Source organism: Micromonospora acroterricola, from assembly GCF_003172955.1.
GTDB classification, from domain to species: domain Bacteria; phylum Actinomycetota; class Actinomycetes; order Mycobacteriales; family Micromonosporaceae; genus Micromonospora; species Micromonospora acroterricola.
In genome coordinates this window covers 1-5,062 of record NZ_QGKR01000110.1, presented here as the reverse complement: position 1 = coordinate 5,062, position 5,062 = coordinate 1, and the positions used below count along the sequence as shown (strand labels likewise).

Sequence of the window (5,062 nt, the reverse complement as noted above, 5' to 3'; positions counted from 1 at the left end):
GCACCCGCCGTCCCCGCGTCCGGCTGGCCCAGCACCGGCACGCCCAGCGCCGGCTGGCCGTCGGCGCCGGTGACCGGTGCGCCCGCTACCGGCGCCCCGGCCGGCTATCCGGGCACGCCGCCGACCCCGGCCGGATACCGGGCCCCGTTCGCGCCGCACGGGCCGTACGCCTCGCCGGCCGCGTACCCCCCGCCGAAGGCGCCCAAGCCGCCGAAGCCACCGAAGCGGCCCAAGGAGCGGTCGCCGCTCGGCGCGGTGACCTTCTCGCTGATCTTCCTGGCTCTCGGCGTGGTCGCACTGCTCGACCTGCTGGACGTCTTCGACGTCGGCGCGTCGGCGTACTTCGCTGCCGCGTTGGCCACGATCGGGCTGGGGCTGTTGGTGGGCACCTGGTTCGGCCGGGCCCGCTGGCTGATCGCGCTGGGCCTGGTGACCGCCGCCGCGCTGGGGACGGCGACCGTGGCCGAGTCCTACGACCGCATCCGTGGGGTCGACGGCGCGGTCACCTGGGCGCCCACCGACTACCGCGACCTCGCCGACCGGTACGAGAACAGCTTCGGTGACGCGGTGCTCGACCTGCGCGGGATCGACTTCTCCAAGCGGGACAGCCAGGTCACCGTGGCGATCAACTTCGGCCAGGCGACCGTGGTGGTGCCACCGAACGTGGACGTGACCACCGTGGCCGACGTCAACGCGGGCGACGCGACCATCTTCGGCAACCGGTCCGGCGGGCTGGACGGCCGCCTGCGGGAATCCACCGACCTCGGCGCGGACGGGGCCGGGGGCGGCACGCTACGCCTCTACATCCACGTCAATGCCGGCAACCTGGAGGTGACCCGGTGAAGGCTCACCGTACGGACCTGGTGTCGTTCGCCTTCGGGTTGGTGTTCCTGGGGCTGTCCGCCTGGTGGCTGCTCGCGCAGCTGCTCGGGCTCGCGCTGCCGCCGGTCGGCTGGTTCCTGGCCGGCGCACTGATCCTGATCGGAGTCTTCGGGCTGGTCGGCGCGCTGCGCTCCGGCCGACCGGCCCAACCGGAACCGGCCGCTCAGGACGCCGTCACCACCGAGCCCACCGCACCGGTTTCCGGTGCGTCCGCTCCGACCTCCGGCGCGGGCCTGCCGTCCTGGGACGCCGAACGCTCCACCTGGGACGCTCCGGCGCCGGAAGCGGCGCCGGAGACGCCGACCGCGGAGCTGCGGACGCCGGAAGCGCCGACCGCGGAGCTGCGGGCGCCGGAGACGCCGACCGCGGAGGTGCGGACACCGGAAGCTCCGACCGCGGAGGTGATCCACCCGGCCTGGCTGGCTCACCCGCCGTCGGAGCCGGAGACCGCTCCGGCGTCCGGGCAGCCCGCCGACGCGGGCGACGAGCCCACCACCGGGGTCCTCGACCGGCCGGCCGGCACGGAGGCCGACGGGCCGACCCGGGTCGACCAACCGACGGACGAGCGGGAGGGTCAACGGCGGCAGCCCTGACGGGGCGCCTGCCCGCGCCGGCCTTCTCCACCGCTACGGCGGTGCGGCCGGCGCGGGCAGGCGCATATGCTGGCCGGTGGAGATTTCGCCTCCGCCGGCCGGCCCGTCCCGCCGTGGCGGCCCCGCCGCGATTCCCGTCTCTACCCCGTCAGGAGCCCGTCCGACATGACCCAGTCCCCCGCCGTGCGTACCACCGGTCGGTCCGGTCCGGTCCGCATCGGCGAGCGAGCCGCCCGTACGCTCGTCACCGAGCTGGCCCGGATCAACGATCCGAAGGCCGCTCTCCTGGTCGGCGCGAGCCCGGAGTCCGCGGTGCTGGCCTCGGCGATCGAGGCGCTGCTCCCCGGCGACCGGCTCACCCTGGTGCCGGCCGATCCGTCCGCCGTCACCGTGCTCCGCGAGCACGTCACCGCGCAGGGCCGGTGGGTGGCCGACCGGGTCCGGGTCGTCGACTCGCTGGCCGAGGCCGAGCCCGCCGGGGTGGTCGTCGCCGGCGAGGCGTTCACCGGCACCGCCGAGGAGACGCGCGGCGCCATCGAGGGTCTGGCCAAGTACCTCAGCGACGGCGCCGTGCTGAGCGTCGCCACCCCCGCGACGCCCGGCCGGACCACCGGCGCGGCCACCGAGCTGGCCCGGCAGGACGCCCTCTACGGCGTCGGCGCCGACCTGGTGCTGCGCAACTCGCCGCCGGTGCGGGTCTACCGGCTGCGGTTCACCCCGGCCAGCCCGGCCGCCGCCGACCGGTTGGCCCCGGCGCACCGGCCGTCGAGCGTGCCGCTGACCCGTGCAATGCACATCGACTCCAACGGCGTGGCCGCGGCGGGCATCACGCTGGGCCTCGCGGCGCTGGCCCGGGTGGCGCGTCCCTCGTCGAAGCTCTGGCTGCTGCCGGCGCTGGCCGCCGGGCCGGTCGCCGCGTTCTTCCGCGACCCGCAGCGCGATGTGCCGGAGGACCCGACGGCAGTGGTGGCCAGCGCGGACGGGCAGGTCCTGTCGGTGCAGCGGCTGCACGACGAGCGTTTCGGCGACGGCGAGTGGCTGCGGATCGCGGTCTTCCTGTCGGTGCTGGACGTGCACGTCAACCGGGCGCCGGTCGCCGGCAAGGTGGTCGACTACTTCGTCGCCGACGGTGGCTTCGTCAACGCGATGAAGCCGGACGCCGAGCACAACGTGGCCGCGTACACCGTGCTGGACACCAGCCGGGGCACGGTGGTGGTCGCGCAGCGGACCGGGCTGATCGCCCGTCGGATCGTGCAGCGCGCGCCGATCGGCGCGCTGCTGGCGAAGGGCGAGCGCTTCGGGCTGATCCGGTTCGGCTCACGGACCGACGTGTACCTGCCGGCCGAGGCCGCCGATCCGCTGGTCGGGCCGGGCGACAAGGTGGTCGGGGGCTCGACGGTCATCGCCCGCTGGCGCTGACTCATCGAACGAAAAGAACGGGGCGCCGCGGTCCGCGGCGCCCCGTTCTTCGTGTGTGGATCAGGCGGTACGACGCTGCCGCAGCCAGAGCACCGGCCCGCTGACCAGGTAACCGACCACGATCAGGGCGAAGGTGAGCCGGATGTCGATCAGCGCGCCGATCACCGGGGCGAGCCACAGCCACGGCGGCAGCTTGACCAGCCGGGCGAGCTTGGCGTACGGGAAGCTGGAGACCATCGCGAAGGCGAGCAGCGCCACCCCGGCGACCAGCACGAGGCCGGGCACGGGCAGGCCGATCGCGACGGTGACCGCGAGCACCGCGGCCGCCATGGTGGTGGGGACGCCGCAGAAGAAGCGGCCGTCCTTCGGCGAGACGTTGAAGCGGGCCAGCCGGATCGCGGCACACGCCGCCACCAGGGCGCAGGCCACCGCCGCCGCGGCGGTCGAGACGGAGCCGGCGAGCGAGGCGTAGACCACCACCGGTGCGGCGAGGCCGAACGAGCACATGTCGGCCAGCGAGTCCATCTGCGCACCGAACGGGCTGGCCACGCCGAGGCGCCGGGCCAGCGCGCCGTCCAGGCCGTCGAAGGCGACGCAGGCGATCAGGCAGAGCGCGGCGATGCGCACCTCACCCTGCATGGCCTGGAAGATGGCCAGCATGCCGAGCATCAGGCTGGCCAGTGTGCATGCGTTGACCAGGCCGAACTTCATCCGACGGGCGACGGTGCGCTCGCCGGGGAGCAGCGGGATGGACCCGGCCGACGCCTCGTCGGCGTGCGCGACCGGCGGCAGCGCCGGGCTGACCGGCATGATCGCCTCGATCTCCGCCCGAGAGAACGACGAGCGGCCGAGCCGGTCCAGGCCGTAGCGGCGGCGCTGCCGGTCGGCGTAGCGGTGCTCGGGCAGTGTCACGTCGGTGGTCCGCAGGTCGCCGTCGCGGCGACCCACTCGGACCAGCAGCACCTGACGCGCGAACGTGCTGCTGCGGCGCAACCGGCCCGCCCAGCGACGCCCTGCGGGGCGCGGACTGTCAGTCGTACGACGCCGGCGCCATGGGGCTCTCGGCACGTTTCCTCCATCACCGGATCGGCTGCCCGCCGTGGCGGGTGTCCGGCTGTCTCGTGCCGGACCGTGCATGGCCCGGCAGCCGTTTTGCGGAGTACACCATCGCATAAGGGAACAGGACTTGGCGATAGCTGCCGGCGGTACTTATATCTGCCTAAACCGCGCGAACCACTCTCTTATTCCCATGCCGGGCCTCAGTGCCCGTTTCCTCCACCATTCCCTGCTTTGACTGTACCGGAGGGTCACCAGGTCGGCTCAACGAGCGCGGGCTATCGACCCTGCTGTCCGATTGCCGAGGCAGCGATCCCGGTCAACGGCAGGTCGGCGGCCTGAGCCGGGGTGAACCAGCCGGCACGGGCGGTCGAGCCGCCGGCCGACTCGGTGACCACCGCGTCGGTGGGTGCGTCCACCAGCACCCGGTAGATCACCCGGACCCCGTGCCAGTCCAGTGGGCGGCCCTCCGGGCCGAGGGCGGCGGGGTTGTGCAGGTTGTCCACGCCCAGCAGCTCCACGACCCGGCCCAGCTGGCCGCCCTCCTCGACCAGCTCGCGGAGCAGCCCGGTGGTCGGTTGCTCGCCGTGGTCGGTGCCGCCGCCGGGCAGGTGCCACCTACCGGCCCCCGGGTAGCCCTCCGCGATCTGGGTGAGCAGGATCCGCCCGGCCGGGTCGGTGACCAGCCCGTACGCCCCGAATCGCAGCCGACGGTCCGGGTGTGCCGGCGGGAACGGCTCGGCGGGCCGGCGTACCCCGGTCGGGAGCGGGGTGACCGGCAGGCCGAGCAGCTCGGCACTGAACGGCGCCAGGGGCAGCCCGGACGCCTCAGCCGGGGTGACCCAGCGGGCCTCGTCGGTCGGGCCGTCCACGGAGTCGCGCAGCGTGCCCCCACGCGCGCTCACCTCGAAGGCCAACCGGTCGGTGTGCAGGGCGACGTCGTCCTCCGGGTACGTGGTGACGTCGGCGACGACCGCCCGCAGCCGGTCGACGGTCACGGTCAGCCCGGTCTGTCGGCCGACCTCGCGGACCACCGCGTGCTCCGGATGCTCGGCGTGCGCCACCGCACCCCCCTGTCTCTTATCCACATCTGACGCTGCCGACGATAAGGC

General features: G+C 74.2%; 4 protein-coding genes and 1 pseudogene. 3 read left to right on the top strand and 2 right to left on the bottom strand.

Going from position 1 to position 5,062, the window contains the following annotated elements; translation table 11 throughout:
* The 3 genes and pseudogenes from DKT68_RS03595 to DKT68_RS03585 form a co-directional block, all read left to right on the top strand.
* Window positions 1-843, top strand: an 843-nt coding sequence (locus DKT68_RS03595; RefSeq protein WP_161556617.1) for a LiaF domain-containing protein, incomplete at its 5' end; no start/stop codon positions are given.
* Window positions 840-1,064: pseudogene (locus tag DKT68_RS03590) on the top strand (hypothetical protein); the annotation flags it as partial. The gene DKT68_RS03595 and the pseudogene DKT68_RS03590, both read left to right, overlap by 4 nt.
* Before the next feature lie 576 nt (window positions 1,065-1,640).
* Window positions 1,641-2,894: a phosphatidylserine decarboxylase gene (locus DKT68_RS03585; RefSeq protein WP_109816005.1), complete on the top strand. Its 1,254-nt coding sequence runs from the start codon at window positions 1,641-1,643 to the stop codon at window positions 2,892-2,894.
* A 60-nt stretch (window positions 2,895-2,954) separates the two neighbouring features.
* On the opposite strand, the gene DKT68_RS03580 is transcribed toward DKT68_RS03585, so the two are convergent.
* A complete protein-coding gene (locus DKT68_RS03580; RefSeq protein WP_109816004.1) occupies window positions 2,955-3,887 on the bottom strand; it encodes a CDP-alcohol phosphatidyltransferase family protein in 933 nt (310 codons plus the stop codon).
* Between the two features lie 341 nt (window positions 3,888-4,228).
* Window positions 4,229-5,038, bottom strand: coding sequence for an NUDIX hydrolase (locus tag DKT68_RS03575; protein WP_236646697.1), 810 nt, complete (start codon window positions 5,036-5,038; stop codon window positions 4,229-4,231).
* Between the last annotated feature and the right edge of the window lie 24 nt (window positions 5,039-5,062).

Bases quoted from the DNA above. Each gene is read 5' to 3' on its own strand.
- DKT68_RS03585 (WP_109816005.1), top strand. From the start codon at position 1,641: ATGACCCAGTCCCCCGCCGTGCGTACCACCGGTCGGTCCGGTCCGGTC.